Here is a 17,132-nt window from a genome sequence, read left to right on the forward strand (position 1 = left end):
GGCCCCCGGGAGGAATCCCGGGGGCCGGCGTCGTACAGGTACTGCGAGGAGCTGCTGATCCCGAGGGATCAGAAGTCCATGTCACCGCCCGGCATGCCGCCCGGAGCGGCCGCAGAGGCCTTCTCCGGCTTGTCGGCGATGACGGCCTCGGTGGTGAGGAAGAGCGCGGCGATGGACGCGGCGTTCTGCAGAGCGGAGCGCGTGACCTTCGCCGGGTCGATGATGCCCTCGGCGATCATGTCGACGTACTCGCCGGTCGCGGCGTTGAGGCCGTGACCGATCGGCAGGTTGCGCACCTTCTCGACGATGACGCCACCCTCGAGACCACCGTTGACGGCGATCTGCTTGAGCGGGGCCTCCAGCGCGAGCTTGACGGCGTTGGCTCCGGTGGCCTCGTCACCCGTCAGGTCGAGCTTCTCGAAGACGGCCGTGGCCTGCAGCAGCGCGACGCCACCACCGGCGACGATGCCCTCTTCGACAGCGGCCTTGGCGTTGCGCACCGCGTCCTCGATGCGGTGCTTGCGCTCCTTGAGCTCCACCTCGGTCGCGGCGCCGGCCTTGATGACGGCCACGCCGCCGGCCAGCTTCGCGAGGCGCTCCTGGAGCTTCTCGCGGTCGTAGTCCGAGTCGGAGTTCTCGATCTCGGCACGGATCTGCTTGACGCGGCCCTGGACCTGGTCGCTGTCACCCGCTCCGTCGACGATCGTGGTCTCGTCCTTGGTGATGACGACCTTGCGGGCCTTGCCGAGCAGGTCGACGCCGGCGCTCTCGAGCTTGAGACCGACCTCCTCGGAGATGACGGTGCCACCGGTGAGGATGGCGATGTCGCCGAGCATGGCCTTGCGGCGGTCACCGAAGCCCGGAGCCTTGACGGCGACGGACTTGAAGGTGCCACGGATCTTGTTGACGACCAGGGTCGACAGGGCCTCGCCCTCGACGTCCTCCGCGATGATCAGCAGCGGCTTGCCCGACTGCATGACCTTCTCGAGCAGCGGAAGGAGGTCCTTCACGTTGCTGATCTTGGAGTTGACGATGAGGATGTACGGGTCGTCGAACGACGTCTCCATACGCTCCATGTCGGTCGCGAAGTACGCCGAGATGTAGCCCTTGTCGAAGCGCATACCCTCCGTGAGCTCGAGCTCCAGACCGAAGGTCTGGGACTCCTCGACGGTGATGACGCCTTCCTTGCCGACCTTGTCCATCGCCTCGGCGATCTTGGCGCCGATCTCGGTGTCGGCAGCGGAGATGGAGGCCGTCGAAGCGATCTGCTCCTTGGTCTCCACGTCCTTCGCCTGCTCCAGCAGAGCGGCGGAGACGGCCTCGACGGCCTTCTCGATGCCACGCTTGAGAGCCATCGGGTTGGCACCCGCGGCGACGTTGCGCAGGCCCTCGCGGACGAGCGCCTGGGCGAGAACGGTTGCGGTGGTCGTACCGTCGCCGGCGACGTCGTCCGTCTTCTTGGCGACCTCCTTGACCAGCTCCGCACCGATCTTCTCGTACGGGTCCTCGAGCTCGATCTCCTTGGCGATGGAAACACCATCGTTGGTGATCGTGGGCGCGCCCCACTTCTTCTCGAGGACGACGTTTCGGCCCTTGGGGCCGAGGGTGACCTTGACGGCGTCGGCGAGCTGGTTCATCCCGCGCTCGAGACCGCGCCGTGCCTCCTCGTCGAACGCGATGATCTTGGCCATGTGAAGTGGTCCTCCCGGACAGGGGTGGATTTCTCCGGACCGAGAGGCGCCCGCGACGGACGGCCAGCGTGCTCAGCGGTTCCTTGCCCCACCGAGCCTGCGGGCCTCACCGGCCCGGTCCAAGTTTCTGTCACTCTCACCTGGAGAGTGCTAACGCCAATGATTAGCACTCGACCCCTGCGAGTGCAAGCGTCCCCCTCCAGATGTGGACAACCGCCGGGGGGCGCGCGGGACGCACGCAGGGCCCGTACCCCTCTTCGGAGGTACGGGCCCTGCGTGTGTGAGTAGTGTCGTTGGCCGACCGCGCCGAGCTCAGCCGACGGCGAGCTTGACCATGTCCGCCTGCGGCCCCTTCTGGCCCTGCGAGATTTCGAATTCAACTCGCTGACCCTCTTCGAGGGTGCGGTACCCGTCCATCTGGATCGCGCTGTAGTGGACGAAAACATCCGCACCACCGTCGACCGCGATGAAGCCGTACCCCTTCTCCGCGTTGAACCACTTGACGGTGCCCTGAGCCATGCCTAACTCCCCTATTACTGGCCCTTGCACAGGACCGCACTTCGCGGGCCCGGGTCAGAACTCACCCTCCGACAGGAGAGGGTGGCGTGCGCCGGAACGCGTCGACCGCGGCCGAATGTATCTGCCCAACTGCCCTCTGCAACAGGGCAATCGGACGAGAATTCTGGGCACAGCTGAACGCCCGGATAGGTGGAACTCGTGAGATTCCAGGGCAAGTCGGGCCTGACAAAGGCCACTTATGTCGCAAGGAGTTCACGTACTTTGGCTGCTTCTTATCGCGACCGGGCGCATTCTCATATGCGGGCGGCACAGGCAGCGGAGGGGACTTCCCCAACTGTACCGCGCTCAACCATGCAGAATTGCCCCCTCCGCTTCTCTTGCGGAGGGGGCAACAGTGCTCACGCTGTGAAGTCGTACAGGAGGCTCGGCCTCCGGCACGGGTGCTCGATGATCAGCCTCCGGCGACGGCCGGGATGATCGAGATGCCGGCGCCGTCGGGGGTCGCCGTCTGCAGGCCGCCCTCGAAGCGCACGTCGTCGTCGTTGACGTACACGTTCACGAAGCGGCGCAGCTTGCCCTGGTCGTCCAGGACGCGGGCGGCGATGCCCGGGTGGCTCTTCTCCAGGGACTCGATGACCTCGGAGAGGATCGTGCCCTCGGCCGGGACCTCGGCCTGACCGCCCGTGTAGGTGCGGAGGATGGTGGGGATGCGGACCTTGACGCTCATGGGGTGCCTTCCTTCGGTCTCGGGTGGTCAGCTGGCGGCGAGGCCCGCGTCGCGGAACGCGTCCAGGCTGGGCCGGATCGTGGCGGACAGGCCGGTCGTCGGGGCGACGGCGTCCAGTGTCTTCAGGCCGTCACCGGTGTTCAGGATGACGGTGGTCAGCGCCGGGTCGAGCAGACCGGCGTCGATCAGCTTCTTCGTCACACCGACCGTCACCCCGCCCGCGGTCTCCGCGAAGATGCCCTCGGTGCGGGCCAGCAGCTTGATCGCGTCGACGACCTGCTCGTCGTTGACGTCCTCGACGGCACCGCCGGTGCGCCGGGCGATGTCCAGGACGTACGGGCCGTCGGCCGGGTTGCCGATCGCGAGGGACTTGGCGATCGTGTTCGGCTTCTGCGGCCGCACGACGTCGTGCCCGGCCTTGAAGGCGGTGGAGACCGGGGAGCAGCCCTCGGCCTGGGCACCGAAGATCTTGTACGGCTTGTCCTCGACGAGACCGAGCTTGATCAGCTCCTGCAGGCCCTTGTCGATCTTCGTGAGCTGCGACCCGGACGCGATCGGGATGACGATCTGGTCGGGCAGCTGCCAGCCGAGCTGCTCGCAGATCTCGTACGCCAGGGTCTTGGAGCCCTCGCCGTAGTACGGGCGGAGGTTGACGTTGACGAAGCCCCAGCCCTCGCCGAGCGGGTCGCCGATGAGCTCCGAGCAGAAGCGGTTGACGTCGTCGTAGTTGCCCTCGATGCCGACCAGTTCGCCGCCGTACACCGCGGCCATGACGACCTTGCCCTGCTCCAGGTCGTGCGGGATGAACACGCACGAGCGGAAGCCGGCGCGGGCTGCCGCGGCACCCACCGCACCGGCGAGGTTGCCGGTGGAGGAGCAGGAGAGGGTGGTGAATCCGAAGGCGCGGGCGGCCTCGACGGCGATCGCGACGACACGGTCCTTGAAGGAGTGCGTCGGGTTGCCGGAGTCGTCCTTGACGTACAGGCCGCCGGTGACACCCAGCTCACGGGCGAGGTTGTCGGCCTTGACCAGCTTCGTGAAGCCGGGGTTGATGTTGGGCTTGCTCGCGACATCGGCCGGAACGGGCAGCAGCGGCGCGTAGCGCCAGATGTTGTCGGGGCCTTCGGCGATGCGCTTCTTGAGCTCTTCGGGGGAGCCGCTCGGCAGGTCGTACGCCACTTCGAGCGGCCCGAAACAGGACGCACAGGCGAAAATGGGACCGAGCTCGAAACGCTCGCCGCATTCGCGGCAGGAAAGTGCTGCGGCGGAACCCAGGTCCACGGCAGAAGAATCGGTGTTTGCTGCAACTGTCTGAACAGACATGATGGCGGAGCCCTTTCTCCTCATCTTCCTTGGGGCGTATTTCGCCACAAGACGGAATTGGCACCTTCCCTACCGTGACCTATCGGTCGGCAGGGGGGTTGCCGGGACTTCAACGGGCCGTTCCCTCAGTCCCTCTGGATGAGCGCTATGGCACCGGACCATCGATCCGGGCATTTATTCGCGGACCGACCCCGACATGCGAGGGTCATCCGCGTTGTTCAAGACTGTAACCGAAGCCCTGGACGATTGAGATAGTCGTCCGAACCGCGAGATGGATCACATACAGGGAGTATCGACCGTGCTGGAAGAGGTGGAACGCTGGCTGACCAGGCGTTCCTGGTCGGCCGACGACCGCCCGCTCGACCGCCTCACGGCCGCGCGTGCGAGGGATCCGCACCGCGCCCGGGTGAGCGTCGTACTGCCCGCCCTGAACGAGGAGGAGACGGTCGGCGCGATCGTCGAGGAGATCAGGCGCGAGCTGATGGAGAAGGTCCGGCTCGTCGACGAACTGGTGGTGATCGACTCCGGTTCCACCGACGCCACCGCCGCGGTGGCCCGCCGGGCGGGTGCCAGGGTGGTGCACCGGGACGCGATACTCCCCCGGATACCGGCCGTGCCCGGCAAGGGCGAGGTGCTGTGGCGGTCGCTGCTGGTGACCAGCGGCGAGATCGTCTGCTTCATCGACGCCGACCTCAAGGACTTCTCCGCGGACTTCGTCTCCGGGATCGTCGGCCCCCTGCTGACCGACCCCGAGGTCCAGTTCGTCAAGGCCATGTACGACCGCCCCCTGGGAGAAGCAGCAGGCCAGGGCGGCCGGGTCACCGAACTGGTGGCACGCCCGCTGCTCAATCTCCACTGGCCGCAGCTGGCCGGCTTCGTCCAGCCGCTGGGCGGCGAGTACGCCGTACGCCGCTCCCTGCTCGAACAGCTCCCCTTCCCCGTCGGTTACGGAGTGGAGCTGGGCCTGCTCGTCGACGCGCTGCACACGGTGGGCCTGGACGCGCTGGCGCAGGTGGACGTCGGCGTACGCAAGCACCGCCACCAGGACGGCCAGGCGCTCGGCCGGATGGCGGCGGCGATCTACCGCACCGCCCAGCTGCGGCTCTCCCGGGGGCATCTGGTGCGGCCCGTGCTCACCCAGTTCGACCGGGGCGAGAACGGCTTCGTACCGCGCACCCATACGGTGGACACCGAGGAGCGGCCGCCGATGCGCGAGATCGCCGAGTACGCGTCCCGCCACGCGGCGTGACGTTTCGCGGTGGGCTTTCGCGTTTGGCGGCTTCCCGAACGGGCTAGGTTCGGGTACATGGTCTCCGAGCACACTGCCAAGGTCCTCGTCGCGTCCAACCGCGGCCCCGTGTCCTACGCGCTGCGCGAGGACGGCACGCTCGACGCGAAGCGGGGCGGGGGCGGCGTCGTCTCCGGCCTGAGCGCCGTCGAGGACAAGCTGTGGGTGTGCGCGGCCCTCGGTGACGGCGACCGCGAGGCGGTCCGGCGGGGCGTGGCGGAGCCCGGCGTCCGCATGCTCGACATCGACGCCGGAGTCCACGACGACGCGTACAACGGCATCGCGAACTCGGTGCTCTGGTTCGTCCACCACATGCTCTACCAGACGCCGCTGGAGCCGGTCTTCGACGCGGAGTTCCGGCGGCAGTGGGCGTCCTTCGAGGCGTACAACCGTGCCTTCGCCGAGGCCCTTGCCGAGGAGGCGGGCGTGGGCGCGGCGGTCCTGGTCCAGGACTACCACCTGTCGCTGGTGCCCGGCATGCTCCGCGAACTCCGCCCCGACCTGCGGATCGGCCACTTCTCGCACACCCCGTGGGCCCCCGTCGACTACTTCCGGCTGCTGCCCGACGACATCGGCGAGCAGCTGCTGCGCGGCATCCTGGGCGCCGACCGGGCCGCGTTCCTGACCCGCCGCTGGGCGGACGCGTTCATCAGCTGCTGCACGGAGGTCCTTGGCGGCACCGGCCGCACCCGGATCGGGGTGCACGGGCTGGGTGCCGACGCGGACTTCCTGCGCCGCCGCTCCCACGAGGCGGACGTGGACGAGCGGATGGAGACGCTGCGGGAGCAGGTGGGTCCCGGCAGGCGGACGATCGTGCGGGTGGACCGCACCGAGCTCTCCAAGAACATCGTCCGCGGGCTGCACGCCTACCGCGCGTTGCTCCAGGAGCGCCCCGAATGGCGTGAGCGGGTGGTGCACGTGGCGTTCGCCTACCCCTCCCGGCAGGACCTCGCGGTCTACCGCGACTACACCGCCGAGGTGCAGCGGGTCGCCGACGGGATCAACGCGGAGTACGCCACGGAGGGCTGGACCCCGGTCGTCCTCCACGTCGACGACGACTTCGCCCGCTCGCTCGCGGCGTACCGGCTGGCGGACGTGGCGCTCGTCAACCCGATCCGCGACGGCATGAACCTCGTCGCGAAGGAGGTCCCGGTCGTCTCCGACAACGGCTGCGCGCTGGTGCTGTCGCGGGAGGCGGGGGCCTACGAGGAGCTCGGCGAGGACGCCCTCGTGGTCAACCCGTACGACGTGTCGGCCACGGCGGCGGCGTTGCACGAGGCGCTGACGATGGAGGACGACGAGCGGAGCGCGCGCACGAAGCGGCTGGCCGCCGCGGCGACCGCGCTGCCGCCGCAGCAGTGGTTCCTGGACCAGCTGGACGCGCTGCGGGGTTAGGCCTCCGGGCCCCGGGGCTTCCCCAGGGCCCGCGCCAGGGCTTCCAGCAGGCCCACCACGGCTGCCGGACCCGGCAGCAGCAGATCGGCACGCTCGGCGAGTTCGGGGACCTCGGTGCCGCTGCAGACCAGCAGGCCCGGGGTGCCGTCCGGCCCCTCGGCGCGGAGCTTCTCGACGGCCGCATAGGCGGCGAGGTCGCCCAGATCGTCCCCGGCGTACAGGACGGACTCGGCGTCGGCCTCCCGTACGTACTCCGCGAGTGCCACTCCCTTGTCCATGCCCGGCGGGCGCAACTCCAGGACGAGGCGGCCCGGTTCGACGATCAGCCCGTGCCGGGCGGCCAGGTGCCCGAGGGGTTCGCGCAGGGATTCGAACGCCGCCTGCGGGTCGTCGGCGCGCCTCGTGTGCACGGCGACGGCCTGCCCCTTCTCCTCGATCCAGGTGCCGTGCCAGGCACCGACCTCGTGCAGGACGCCGGGGAGTTCGGCGCGGACGGCGGCGACGCCGGGGTGCGGGGCCGGGGCGTGCACGGTGCCGGTGACGGCGTCCCAGCGTTCCGCGCCGTAGTGCCCGAGGACGACGAGGTGGTCGAGGCCCGGCACCCCGGCGAAGCCGCCGTACCGGACCGCGACGCCCGCGGGGCGGCCGGTGATCACGGCGACGGAGGCGACCTGCGGCGCGAGCGCGGCGAGGGCGGGTACGGCGCCGGGATGGGCGCGGGACTGCTCCGGGTCGGGCACGATGTCGGCGAGGGTGCCGTCGAAATCGAGCGCGATCACGGCGCGGTCGGGGCGCGCGAGGAGTGCGGCGAGGCCTTCACGGCCGGCCTGGGTGGACGGGGTCGGCAGGGGGTGGTCCGGGTTGCTGCCCATGCTCCGAGCGTATCGGTGACGGGGCGCTCGTGGTGGGGCCACGATCAACCCGGTCCGGCGGCGAGGACATCCGTCCGGCGGTGCCGTGGGCTCAGCGCCGTCCGCGTCTCGCGTCCCGGACCCTCCGCAGCCGGTTCACCGTCACCGGGTCCTCGGCGAGCGCCCGGCGGTCGTCGATCAGGGCGTTGAGGAGCTGGTAGTAGCGGACCGGCGAGATGCCGAGCTGTTCCCGGATCGCCCGTTCCTTCGCACCGGGTCCGGCCCAGGAGCGCCGCTCCAGGGCCAGCACCGCACGCCCCTCGTCGGGGAGCGGGTCGTCGGCGGCGGCGGTCATATCAACCAACCTACTCCGCGGCCTCCGCCCGACGCGCCTCCTCCGAGATCTGCCCGAGGATGCCCTCCGGGTTGCCGTTCGGCTCAACGGCCGAGCCGATCTTCTCCTTGATCGCCTCGCTGGCCGTCGCCCAGGACGTCTTGCCGAACGGGTACAGCTGGGAGTTCGGCAGCGCCTCCAGGAAGTCGTACAGCGCCTTGTACTTCTCGTCCGCCTCCATCACCGCGGACGCGCTGCCGGTCACGGGCAGCAGGTCGTACTGGTCGGCGAAGGCCAGCACGTTGTCGTCCGTGTACGCGAAGTCGAGGAACTTGCCTATCTCTTCGCGGTGGCCGTTCTCCTTGAAGCCCATCATCCAGTCGGCGACGCCCATCGAGCCCTTGGAGGGTCCGTCGACCCCGGGCAGCGGGACCATGCCGACGTCGATGCCCTTCTTCTCGGCCTCCTGCATCAGCGTCGGGTGCCCGTTGAGCATCCCGACCTGGCCCTTGGTGAAGGCGTCGAAGGCCGTGGCCCGGTCGAGCTTGCCGGGGGCGACGGGGCCGGTGAGGCCCTTGCCGACGAGGTTGTTCTTCAGCCACTGGAAGGTGGCGATGTTCTGCGGGGAGTCGATGCTGTACGAACCGACGTCGTCGGTGTAGCCGCCGCCGCCGCTGAGCATCCACATCATGGTCTCGGCCTGGGACTCCTCGGGGCCGAGCGGCAGGGCGAAGGGGTAGTTCACGTCGCGCTGCTTGAGCGCGGCGGCATCGCTCTGGATGTCGTCCCAGGTCTGCGGGGCGTCGATGCCCGCCTTCGCGAACAGCTCCTTGTTGTAGAAGAGCAGCCGGGTGCTGGCCACGAACGGCAGACCGTACAGCTCTCCGTCGACCTTGCCCGCGTCGCTGAGCGAGGGAAGGAAGTTGGCCGAGGTGCGGATGGCGAGCATCTCGTCGGCGTTGTACAGCTTGCCCGCGCTGGCGTAGTCGGCGTACGCGCCGATCTGCGCGATGTCGGGGGCGTCGCCGGCCTTCACCATGGCGGCGACCTCGCGGTCGACGTCCTTCCAGGAGAGGACGTTGACGTCGACCTTGATGCCGGGGTTGGCCTTCTCGAACTTCCCGGCGACGTCGTCCCAGTACTTCTCGGAGCTGTTCTCCGCGCCCGTGCCGTAGTCGGCCGCGACGAACTTCAGGGTGACCTCCCCCGAACCGCTCTCCGTGCCGCAGCCGGACAACGTTGCCGTCATGCCGAGTGCGGCCACCGCCGCGGTCAGACCCACCAAGCGCCGCTGCACAGACCTGTCCATCCCTCTGGGGTTCGCACCGATGACCGATCCGGCGATGAGCCGCGATCCTGCCTCACGTCCACTGCGGAGGTCTACACCACCGGAGTATCGATTCGGCAATCTATCCGACCCGTCTGGGCCGGTCGGAGGGGGGACGGACGGGTGCGCACACAGGTCATTTTGTATGGATGGTCAACAAACCACGATAGTGGACTAGACCTTTTAGGGGTCGCCGGGCGAAACTGTCTCCCGTGAGACACGTCATCGCCCTCGATGTGGGCGGCACAGGAATGAAGGCCGCACTGGTCGGGGCCGACGGCACCCTGCTCCACGAGGCGCGCCGGGCCACCGGCCGCGAGCGCGGGACCGAGGCAGTGGTCGAGACCATTCTCGGGTTCGCGGCGGAACTGCGCGCGCACGGCGAGGAGCGGTTCGGTACGCCCGCCGTCGCCGTCGGGGTCGCCGTGCCCGGGATCGTCGACGCCGAGCGCGGGATCGCGGTCTACTCCGCCAACCTGGGCTGGCGGGACATGCCGCTGCGGAAACTGCTCGGCGAGCGGCTCGGCGGCCTGCCCGTCGCGCTCGGTCACGACGTCAGGGCCGGCGGCCTCGCCGAGGGCCGGATCGGCGCGGGCAAGGGCGCGGACCGCTTCCTGTTCGTGCCGCTGGGCACCGGCATCGCCGGGGCCATCGGCATCGCGGGCACCATCGAGGCGGGTGCCCACGGATACGCGGGCGAGATCGGCCACATCGTGGTCCGGCCGGACGGCCCGGACTGCAACTGCGGCCAGCGCGGCTGTCTGGAGACCCTGGCCTCCGCATCCGCGGTGACCCGGGCCTGGGCCGCCGCGTCCGGGGACCCGGACGCCGACGCCGCGGACTGCGCGAAAGCGGTGGAGTCGGGCGATCCCGCCGCACAGCGCGTGTGGCAGAACGCCGTCGACGCGCTCGCCGCCGGACTGGTCACCGCGCTGACCCTGCTGGACCCCCGCACGCTCATCATCGGTGGCGGTCTGGCCGAGGCGGGGGAAACCTTGTTCACACCACTGCGTGCGGCTGTCGAGGAACGCGTCACGTTCCAGAAGCTGCCTCACATCGTCCCGGCGGCCCTCGGGGACACCGCCGGATGCCTGGGCGCAGGGCTGCTCGCCTGGGATCTTCTCTCCACGGAGGTATCCGCCTGATGGCCGGACGCGCAGACAGCACAGTTCTCGCAGGTGCCCGGGTGGTGCTTCCCACCGGCACGGTCGAGGACGGCCGGGTGATCGTCGAGGGCACCCGGATCGCCGGCAGTACGCCGGAGGGCGCCCGGACCGTCGACCTTTCGGGCCACTGGGTGGTCCCCGGTTTCGTGGACATGCACAACCACGGCGGCGGCGGCGCGTCCTTCGCCACCGGCACCGCCGAGGACGCCCTGACGGGAGCGCGCACCCACCGCGAGCACGGCACCACGACCGTCGTCGCCTCCACGGTCACCGGCGACATGGACTTCCTGGCCCGACAGGCCGGCATGCTCTCCGAGCTGGTGGAGCAGGGCGAGCTCGCCGGCATCCACTTCGAGGGGCCCTTCATCGCCCCCTGCCGCAAGGGCGCCCACAGCGAGGAGCTGCTCCGCCACCCCGACCCGGCCGAGGTCCGCAAGCTGCTCGACGCGGCACGCGGCACGGCCAAGATGGTCACCCTCGCCACCGAACTGCCGGGCGGCATCGAATCCGTACGGCTGCTCGCCGAGCACGGGGTCATCGCCGCCATCGGGCACACGGACGCGACGTACGAGCAGACCGTCGAGGCGATCGACGCGGGCGCCACCGTCGCCACGCACCTCTTCAACGCGATGCCGGCGCTCGGCCACCGCGCACCGGGTCCGATCGCCGCCCTCCTGGAGGACGAGCGGATCACCGTCGAGCTGATCAACGACGGTACGCATCTGCACCCCGCCGCCCTGGAGCTCGCCTACCACCGCGCGGGCGCCGACCGGGTCGCCCTGATCACGGACGCCATGGACGCGGCAGGCGTCGGCGACGGCCGCTACGTGCTCGGCCCGCTCGCCGTCGAGGTCAAGGACGGTGTCGCACGCCTGGTGGAGGGCGGCTCGATCGCGGGCTCCACGCTGACCCTGGACACGGCGTTCCGCAGGGCCGTCACCGTCGACAGGATCCCCGTCGAGGACGTCGTGCGCTCCATCTCCGCCAACCCGGCACGTCTGCTCGGCCTGTACGACAGGGTCGGCTCGCTCGACCCGGGCAAGGACGCCGACCTCGTGGTCCTGGACGCGGACTTCGCGCTCAAGGGCGTCATGCGCAGGGGCGAGTGGATCGTCGAGCCCCCTCTCGGATGAAGGCAGCCACGAGTGCGCCCGAGAGGGTGTCCCCGAGGACGTCCCCTGTTGACGCCCTGTTGAACACGTAACGAAGAGACGGCGGTTGGCCCGGAGGTCTGGGACGGCCGCCGTCTCTTTGACATGATCGCCGGGACGGCGCCGCGGAGGAGACGGCGCGCAGGGACGAACGACCAAGGAACCGGGGGCCGGTACAGGTGATACTGACCGTCACGCTGAACACGGCGCTCGACCTCACGTCCACCGTCCCCGCCCTCGTCCCGCACACCAGCCACCGCATCGGCGAGATGTCCGAACGCCCTGGCGGCAAGGGCCTCAACGTGGCCCGGGTGCTCTCCGCACTGGGACACGAAACGGTGGTCACGGGCTTCGCCGGAGGCACCACCGGAGCCGTCCTGCGCGACCTGCTCGCGGCACTCCCCCACCGCCCCACCGACGCGCTCGTCACCATCTCCGGGAACACCCGCCGCACCCTCGCCCTGGTCGACCTCTCCACCGGCGACACCACCCAGCTCAACGAGCCCGGACCGCACATAGGCGCCGACGAGTGGACCGCCTTCCTGCGGACGTACGGGGAACTGCTCCCGGGAGCGCAGGCGGTCGCCCTCTGCGGCAGCCTGCCGCCCGGCATACACGTCGGCGCGTACGCCGAACTGGTCCGCCTCGCCCGCGGCGCCGGCGTCCCCGTCCTCCTGGACACCGGCGGTGAGCCGCTGCGCCGCGGCATCGCGGCCCGGCCCGACCTCATCAAGCCGAACGCCGACGAGCTCGCCCAGCTCACCGGCGCACGCGAACCCCTGCGCGCGACGCATGACGCCCGCCGCCGCGGCGCGGCCGGGGTCGTCGCGTCACTGGGTGCGGACGGCCTGCTCGCCGTCACCCCCGAGGGCACCTGGCAGGCCGCACCCCCGTCCGCCGTGCGCGGCAATCCGACGGGTGCCGGCGACTCCGCCGTCGCCGGACTGCTGTCCGGCCTCGCGGACGGACTGAGCTGGCCGGACCGGCTGGCGAGGGCGGTCGCCCTGTCGACGGCGACCGTACTGGCCCCGGCGGCCGGTGAGTTCGACCGCGCGGCGTACGAGGACCTGCTGCCCCGCGTCACGGTCGAGCGGCACGCGCCCGCCGCCTGAACCCCGAACCACCCGGAAAACACCGCGTCCCGGCTCGCGAGGCGATGACCGGGACGGTGGTGGTTCTGCTGAACGGGCCTACTTGATGTGACCCGACTTCAGCGACAGCTGGTCGAGGTTGGCATCGCACTGGTCGCCCTCACGGCACGACAGCATGAGCGTGTTCGACCCCTTGTTGAGCTGCACCCACGCGTACGTGGTCGTCCAGCCCTTCTCCAGGTCGCCCTCCGCCGCCTTCGCGAAGTTCTTCATGTTGATGGAGCGGGGCTGCTCGGCGTTGACCGTGAGCGAGGTCTTGGCGTCCTTGCCCGGCACCCCGTACGTCACATAGAGCGTGTACGGGCCGCTCTCGGGCACATCGACCGTCCAGGTGGCCGACCGGCCGACCTCGTTGAGGCTGATGTACTGGCCGTTCGCACCCTTGGCGCCCTTGACCGTGTTGTCCAGGGCGGCCGTGCCGCCGAGGGACAGCGTCGCCGCGTCCTGCTTGGGCAGCTCGACGGGCTCCTGCGAGGGCTTCGCGGAGTCCTCGGTCTTCGGGGACTCCTCGACCTCACCGGCCGGACCCGCCGACGTGCCGGCCTGGTCCTTCTTGTCGTCGTCGCCCGTCATCAGGGCGGCGCCGATGCCGATGAGCACGACCGCGACCACGGCGACCGCCGCGATCAGCAGCGCCTTGGTGTTGGGGCCGCCCCGGCCCGGACCCGAGCCCCGGCCACCGCCGTGCGGCGGGACCTGCGAGGAGCCCGCGCCACCCGGGTAGGTCTCGGGGGCCGCGTACTGCGCGCTCGGCTGCCCGTACTGCTGCGGAGGCTGCTGCCCGTACTGCTGCGGGGCCTGCTGGCCGTACGCCTGCTGCGGCGGAACCTGCCCGTACTGTCGCTCGCCGACGGTCCGCACCTGGTTGTACGAGGTTCTGGGCACGCCGGGCTGTGCGGCCGGTCCGGGGTAGCCGTAGCCACCCTGACCACCCTGACCGGGCGGCTGGGCGCCTGCTGCCCGGCCGTCCTCGTACAGGTAGCCGAACGGATCGTCGTCCTCGGGCTTGCTCGCGCCGTTGTTCCCGGCCGTCATCCCTGGGTCACTCCTCACCATGTCGCCAGCCGTCGCCGACCGGCCGAGCCTACCCCGAACGGAGCACGCGCCGAATTGCCCTCGACCGACCGGGAAACCGGGGCGGGGTAAGGGGACTGCCGGGGCGTGAACGTCAGCCGGCTCGGCGGTGAACCTTCGATCGGGACCGCTTTTCCACATACATCCGCTGGTCGGCGGAGCGCAGGACCTCTTCCACGGTCATGCCGCACTCGGCCCAGCCGATACCGAAACTCGCCCCGACCCTGACTGCCCGGCCGTCCACCCGGATGGGCGGAATGATGGCGTTACGCAAGCGTACGGCCAGATCTGCGGCATCTGCAGCCCCCAGGCCGTCCGCGAGGACGACGAATTCGTCACCCCCGAGCCGGGCGACCGTGTCCCCGTCCCGTACGCAGGTGGTGAGCCGCCGTGCCACCTCGATGAGAACCGCGTCACCCGTGTGATGTCCGAAACGGTCGTTGATCGACTTGAAGCCGTCGAGGTCGCAGAAGAGCACCGCGAGGCCCTTCGCCCCGTCGTCGCGCTCCATGTCGGGCGCCACCGTGTGCACGTGGTGGTCGTACGGGCCGCCGCCGACCGCCACATCGCCCTCGTACCCGTCGGGGCGGTAGCCGTGCGTACGGGAGGCCTCGACGTCCCCGTACGCCGCGTCCAGTGCCTCGATCGCGGTCGAGGCGACCGAGTGGGGCCTCTCACAGAGCCGGGCACTCAGCCGGGAGCGCAGCTCGGCGCTGTTGGGCAGGCCGGTGAGGGCGTCGTGCGAGGCGCGGTGCGCGAGATTCAGCTCGTTGCGCTTGCGCTCCTCGATGTCCTCGACGTGGGTGAGCAGGAAGCGCGGGCCGTCGGCGGTGTCGGCGACGACCGAGTTGCGCAGGGAGACCCAGAGGTAGGTGCCGTCCCTGCGGCTGAGCCGCAGCTCCGCTCGCCCGCCCTCGGCGGAGGTCCGCAGGAGGGTGCCGATGTCCTCGGGGTGGACGAGGTCGGCGAAGGAGTAGCGGCGCAGTACGGAGGCGGGGCGGCCCAGGAGGCGGCAGAGCGCGTCGTTGGTGCGCAGCAGCCTGCCGTGCTGGTCACCGCCCATCTCGGCGATGGCCATGCCGCTCGGTGCGTACTCGAACGCCTGGCGGAAGGATTCCTCGCTGGCCCGCAGCGCCTGCTGTTCCCGTTCGAGCCTGACCAGGGCGCGCTGCATGTTTGCTCGGAGCCGGGCGTTGCTGATCGCAATGGCGGCCTGGGACGCGTACATCTGGAGGGCCTCGCGGCCCCATGCTCCGGGCCGGCGGCCGTTGCGGGGCCGGTCGACGGAGATGACGCCCAGGAGGTCCAGTCCGCCGCCGGAGGCGTACATGGGGGCGTAGAGGCGGTCCAGGGGGTGCCACTCGTCCTCGAAGCGGGGCTCGGGGCCCTCGGTGTGCCACTGCGGTACGTCGTCGTCGAGGAGGACCCAGCCCTCGGTGTGCGGTATGAACCGGAGTCCGTCCCAGGCCTCGCCCATGGACAGCCTGCGCTCCCAGGAGTCCCGGGAGCCGACACGGCCGGTGATCAGGGCTTCTGCGGCGGCGTTGCCGGCGAAGGCGGCGACGACGAGATCGCCGTCGGGCCGGACGAGGTTCACACAGCCCAGTTCGTAGCCGAGGCCGGCGACGATGCCGTCGGCCACGGTCTGCAGCGTGTCCGCCAGACTCCGCGCCGTATTGAGATCAGCGACGGCCTGGTGCAGCTGCCGCATGGTCGCAAGGCGGACGTACGGCTCCGACTCGGCCTCCATTGCTCGCACTCCCCGAGACCTCGACAGCAACTCCAGGTTTCATATCGACGTACTTGTTGCAGTGTCACGGCCACTGAATCACAGTGAGCTGTGCACCCGGTACACAGGGTCAACAAATATTGCTCTCTGTGACTCAAGTCACAACAGAATGATAAAAGGACCACGATCGCACCCCCAGGGGGCTCCTGTCCCTTCCTGAACGCAAATCCGCAGCGCCGCCGGCGGCGCCCGGGCCGGGACAGGTCCGGTGGTCCGGGAGTCCTAGGACCCGGCTGGTCCCCTGGACCGATGCGACCGCGCACCGTACGGCACTAGCGTGCCGGATGTGCTGCAGAAGACTCCCCCCGCCCCGCGCTCCGAAGCCGTCCCCCATGCTGAGGGGGTGAGCAACGACGAATTCCGCGCCGCCCTGGCCCGACTGGCCGCCGGCGTGGTGCTGATCACCGCCCAGGAACCGCCGCTCGACGAGCACGGCCGCGGCGAGGACGTGGGGATGACGGCGACCGCGTTCGTCTCGGTCTCGCTGGATCCGCCGCTGGTGATGGTGAGCCTGCGCAACGACTCGCGGATGGACGACCTGTTGGCCGAACAGCCGCTGTGGGCGGTGTCGGTGCTCGCGGAGAGCCAGCGGCAGATCGCCGGCCGGTTCGCCATGAAGGGCCGGATCAGCGACCGGCTGCTGTTCGCGGACATCCCGTACCTACGGGGAGAGGTGACGGGTGCGCCGCTCGTCGAAGGAGCGCTGGCGACGCTGGAGTGCCGTACGGAGCAGCGGGTTCCGGCAGGCGACCACACGCTCGTGATCGGCCGGGTGCTCACGGCCGGACTGCCGAACACGGACGGCGAACCGCTCGCGTACTTCAAGGGCCGCTACCGCCGACTGGGCTGACCGGCACGGCGGGACGCGGCGATCACCAGTCGCGGCCGGAGCGGCCCCGTTTCGTGTCGCCGCGCTGCTTCTTCTCGCGCAGCCGGCGCTCGTTGATGCCCCGCGGGATCTTCTTCTTGAGGCGCGGCCTCGGCGGCGGCGCCGTGGCCTCCGCCAGGAGCGCGGCGAGCCGCACGGCGGCCGTTTCGCGGTTGCGCCACTGGGAGCGGTGCTCGGAGGCGCGTACCGCCACGACCCCGCCCACCAGCTTGCCGGCCAGCCGTTCCAGCGCCCGCGCCTTCCACACCTCGGGGAGCGCCTCGGTCGCCGCGAGGTCGAAGCGGAGCTCCACCTGCGTGTCGCTGGTGTTGACGTGCTGCCCGCCGGGCCCCGAGGACCGCGAGAAACGCCACATGAGCTCGGCCTCCGGCAGGGAGACCGAACCGCGGATGACATAGGGCCCGGACATGACACCCATGTTCCCTGGCCCACAGCCTGTTCGTCACCTTCTTTTGCG

The 17,132-nt window shown here is 70.2% G+C and carries 16 protein-coding genes and 1 riboswitch; of the genes, 6 read left to right on the forward strand and 10 right to left on the reverse strand.

Annotated features, from left to right (window positions below; genetic code table 11):
* Positions 1 to 68: 68 nt before the first annotated feature.
* The 4 genes from groL to thrC form a co-directional block, all read right to left on the reverse strand.
* Positions 69 to 1,691 carry a chaperonin GroEL gene (gene groL, locus ACFQ6X_RS29760; protein WP_329208626.1) on the reverse strand — a complete coding sequence of 541 codons (1,623 nt, stop codon included), beginning with the start codon at positions 1,689 to 1,691 and terminating at the stop codon, positions 69 to 71.
* Positions 1,692 to 2,003: 312 nt separating this feature from the next.
* The gene (locus ACFQ6X_RS29765; protein WP_003967346.1) at positions 2,004 to 2,210 is read right to left on the reverse strand and encodes a cold-shock protein; all 207 of its coding nucleotides are present in this window, start codon (positions 2,208 to 2,210) and stop codon (positions 2,004 to 2,006) included.
* A 451-nt stretch (positions 2,211 to 2,661) separates the two neighbouring features.
* Positions 2,662 to 2,937 carry a MoaD/ThiS family protein gene (locus ACFQ6X_RS29770; RefSeq protein WP_383185925.1) on the reverse strand — a complete coding sequence of 92 codons (276 nt, stop codon included), beginning with the start codon at positions 2,935 to 2,937 and terminating at the stop codon, positions 2,662 to 2,664.
* Positions 2,938 to 2,964: 27 nt separating this feature from the next.
* Positions 2,965 to 4,260, reverse strand: coding sequence for a threonine synthase (thrC, locus tag ACFQ6X_RS29775; protein WP_383185926.1), 1,296 nt, complete (start codon positions 4,258 to 4,260; stop codon positions 2,965 to 2,967).
* A gap of 17 nt (positions 4,261 to 4,277) precedes the next feature.
* Positions 4,278 to 4,405, reverse strand: a riboswitch (SAM riboswitch).
* A gap of 153 nt (positions 4,406 to 4,558) precedes the next feature.
* Between thrC and ACFQ6X_RS29780 the strand changes: the two genes are divergently transcribed.
* Both ACFQ6X_RS29780 and ACFQ6X_RS29785 read left to right on the forward strand, forming a co-directional pair.
* On the forward strand, positions 4,559 to 5,509 hold the full coding sequence (locus ACFQ6X_RS29780; protein ID WP_383185928.1) for a glucosyl-3-phosphoglycerate synthase: 951 nt from the start codon (positions 4,559 to 4,561) through the stop codon (positions 5,507 to 5,509).
* Between the two features lie 57 nt (positions 5,510 to 5,566).
* Positions 5,567 to 6,943 (forward strand): trehalose-6-phosphate synthase, encoded by a 1,377-nt coding sequence (locus ACFQ6X_RS29785; protein WP_383185930.1) that lies wholly within the window; start codon positions 5,567 to 5,569, stop codon positions 6,941 to 6,943.
* Here ACFQ6X_RS29785 and otsB read toward each other — a convergent pair.
* The 3 genes from otsB to ACFQ6X_RS29800 form a co-directional block, all read right to left on the reverse strand.
* On the reverse strand, positions 6,940 to 7,815 hold the full coding sequence (gene otsB / locus ACFQ6X_RS29790; protein WP_383185932.1) for a trehalose-phosphatase: 876 nt from the start codon (positions 7,813 to 7,815) through the stop codon (positions 6,940 to 6,942). The genes ACFQ6X_RS29785 and otsB overlap by 4 nt on opposite strands.
* 91 nt (positions 7,816 to 7,906) lie before the next feature.
* Positions 7,907 to 8,149 carry a DUF3263 domain-containing protein gene (locus ACFQ6X_RS29795; protein ID WP_383185934.1) on the reverse strand — a complete coding sequence of 81 codons (243 nt, stop codon included), beginning with the start codon at positions 8,147 to 8,149 and terminating at the stop codon, positions 7,907 to 7,909.
* Positions 8,150 to 8,159: 10 nt separating this feature from the next.
* Complete coding sequence (locus ACFQ6X_RS29800) at positions 8,160 to 9,437, reverse strand: ABC transporter substrate-binding protein (protein ID WP_383185936.1); 1,278 nt, start codon at positions 9,435 to 9,437, stop codon at positions 8,160 to 8,162.
* 230 nt (positions 9,438 to 9,667) lie between these two features.
* Between ACFQ6X_RS29800 and ACFQ6X_RS29805 the strand changes: the two genes are divergently transcribed.
* The 3 genes from ACFQ6X_RS29805 to ACFQ6X_RS29815 all read left to right on the forward strand — a co-directional run bounded on the left by ACFQ6X_RS29805 (position 9,668) and on the right by ACFQ6X_RS29815 (position 12,884).
* The gene (locus tag ACFQ6X_RS29805; RefSeq protein WP_383185938.1) at positions 9,668 to 10,600 is read left to right on the forward strand and encodes an ROK family protein; all 933 of its coding nucleotides are present in this window, start codon (positions 9,668 to 9,670) and stop codon (positions 10,598 to 10,600) included.
* Positions 10,600 to 11,754 (forward strand): N-acetylglucosamine-6-phosphate deacetylase, encoded by a 1,155-nt coding sequence (gene nagA / locus ACFQ6X_RS29810; RefSeq protein WP_383185940.1) that lies wholly within the window; start codon positions 10,600 to 10,602, stop codon positions 11,752 to 11,754. Before ACFQ6X_RS29805 ends, nagA begins: the two co-directional genes overlap by 1 nt.
* Before the next feature lie 197 nt (positions 11,755 to 11,951).
* Positions 11,952 to 12,884 carry a 1-phosphofructokinase family hexose kinase gene (locus ACFQ6X_RS29815; RefSeq protein ID WP_383185942.1) on the forward strand — a complete coding sequence of 311 codons (933 nt, stop codon included), beginning with the start codon at positions 11,952 to 11,954 and terminating at the stop codon, positions 12,882 to 12,884.
* 78 nt (positions 12,885 to 12,962) lie between these two features.
* On the opposite strand, the gene ACFQ6X_RS29820 is transcribed toward ACFQ6X_RS29815, so the two are convergent.
* Positions 12,963 to 13,958, reverse strand: a complete 996-nt coding sequence (locus ACFQ6X_RS29820; protein WP_383185944.1) for a carbohydrate-binding protein — start codon at positions 13,956 to 13,958, stop codon at positions 12,963 to 12,965.
* Between the two features lie 133 nt (positions 13,959 to 14,091).
* A complete protein-coding gene (gene cdgB / locus ACFQ6X_RS29825; protein WP_383185946.1) occupies positions 14,092 to 15,747 on the reverse strand; it encodes a diguanylate cyclase CdgB in 1,656 nt (551 codons plus the stop codon).
* A gap of 382 nt (positions 15,748 to 16,129) precedes the next feature.
* On the opposite strand from cdgB, the gene ACFQ6X_RS29830 reads away from it, so the two are divergent.
* Positions 16,130 to 16,636: a flavin reductase family protein gene (locus tag ACFQ6X_RS29830; RefSeq protein ID WP_383185947.1), complete on the forward strand. Its 507-nt coding sequence runs from the start codon at positions 16,130 to 16,132 to the stop codon at positions 16,634 to 16,636.
* 22 nt (positions 16,637 to 16,658) lie between these two features.
* Here the strand turns inward: ACFQ6X_RS29830 and arfB are convergent, their stop codons facing one another.
* Positions 16,659 to 17,093 carry an alternative ribosome rescue aminoacyl-tRNA hydrolase ArfB gene (gene arfB, locus ACFQ6X_RS29835; protein WP_329208640.1) on the reverse strand — a complete coding sequence of 145 codons (435 nt, stop codon included), beginning with the start codon at positions 17,091 to 17,093 and terminating at the stop codon, positions 16,659 to 16,661.
* Between the last annotated feature and the right edge of the window lie 39 nt (positions 17,094 to 17,132).

Source organism: Streptomyces sp. NPDC056452 (assembly GCF_042796085.1).
In the GTDB taxonomy this organism is placed as follows: Bacteria; Actinomycetota; Actinomycetes; order Streptomycetales; family Streptomycetaceae; genus Streptomyces.